The sequence below is a fragment of the Pseudomonas sp. MD195_PC81_125 genome, from assembly GCF_014060985.1.
GTDB classification, from domain to species: Bacteria; Pseudomonadota; Gammaproteobacteria; order Pseudomonadales; family Pseudomonadaceae; genus Aquipseudomonas; species Aquipseudomonas parakoreensis.
In genome coordinates, this window is sequence record NZ_JABULD010000891.1 from 1 (window position 1) to 983 (window position 983).

Annotated in this window: 1 protein-coding gene and 1 pseudogene; both read left to right on the plus strand. The window is 51.0% G+C overall.

Features of this window, described 5'->3' with window-relative positions:
- On the plus strand, positions 1-170 hold a 170-nt coding region (locus HT737_RS30145), incomplete at its 5' end, for an OprD family outer membrane porin (protein ID WP_182404645.1).
- Positions 171-401: 231 nt separating this feature from the next.
- Positions 402-983: pseudogene (locus HT737_RS30150) on the plus strand (2OG-Fe dioxygenase family protein); the annotation flags it as partial.

Genomic DNA, 983 nt, shown 5'->3' on the forward strand with positions numbered 1-983 from the left:
AGCGCGAGATTTTCAACCAGGTCAAATACGTCGTACAAAGTGGTCCGGCGAAAGACTTGAGCGTGAAATTGCGCAGCTCGATCCTGCGCGTGTCGCAGAAATCCAGCGAGTACAACGTCAGCGGCAACGAGTTGCGTGTATTCGTGGATTACCCGATCAACATCTTCTGATGAACGATCCGGTGTAAGAAACATGAGAAAACCCCGACTGGCTCGGGGTTTTTTTTCGAGGTCTTTTCTGCGAAAACCGGAAAAAACCCGTGTTTTTGTCACGTAAAAGTGGTTTTCAAGCGCCTTCAAGTACCATTTCAAACAGGGCTTTAAATGCCTGAAATTCTTTCTCATGGACGCAAATTCTCCACCTAATAGATTAGGCCGCTCAACGTAGCGGAGAATTTGGTAATGATCGTTTTGAACAGAGAAGTGGGCGAATCGCTACGGCGCGACAAATATGTCAACGTCCAGGGTGGTGACTTCAATCTCTACGGTCATTTTGCCGACTTCGTCAGACTGACCAAAAGTTGGGAAAACATGGAGCCAGACAGTTACTACGGTCAGGCCGAAGCCGGCATGCGTTACCGTCGTTACAGCGACTTTGAATACAACCCGAAAACACGTGAGCTCAAGCAACTCGAGCATCGCGCCTACGTGCAGTCCAAGGAAAACAACGCCTACGTGGGCGGTGTTGTGCGGCACTTTCAGGACTTCTCCGATGAAGTGATTACTTCGCCGGTGATGCGCAGCCTGATCGACACCGATTTTGAAGTGTACAAAAGCGTGCTGCCGGAAGAACTGCACGATGAAATCTGGCAGTGCCAGATTCATCAGATCCGCATCGAGATCAAACCCGGCAAGCAGCTGGAAATCACCCCGGAAGGGATTCACTGCGACGGCTATCCGTTCAGCGGCGTGCACTTCTGGGGGGCGCAACAATGTCGAGGGGGGCGGAGAGTCGTCTTTACGATATCCACGAGCATCAATTGG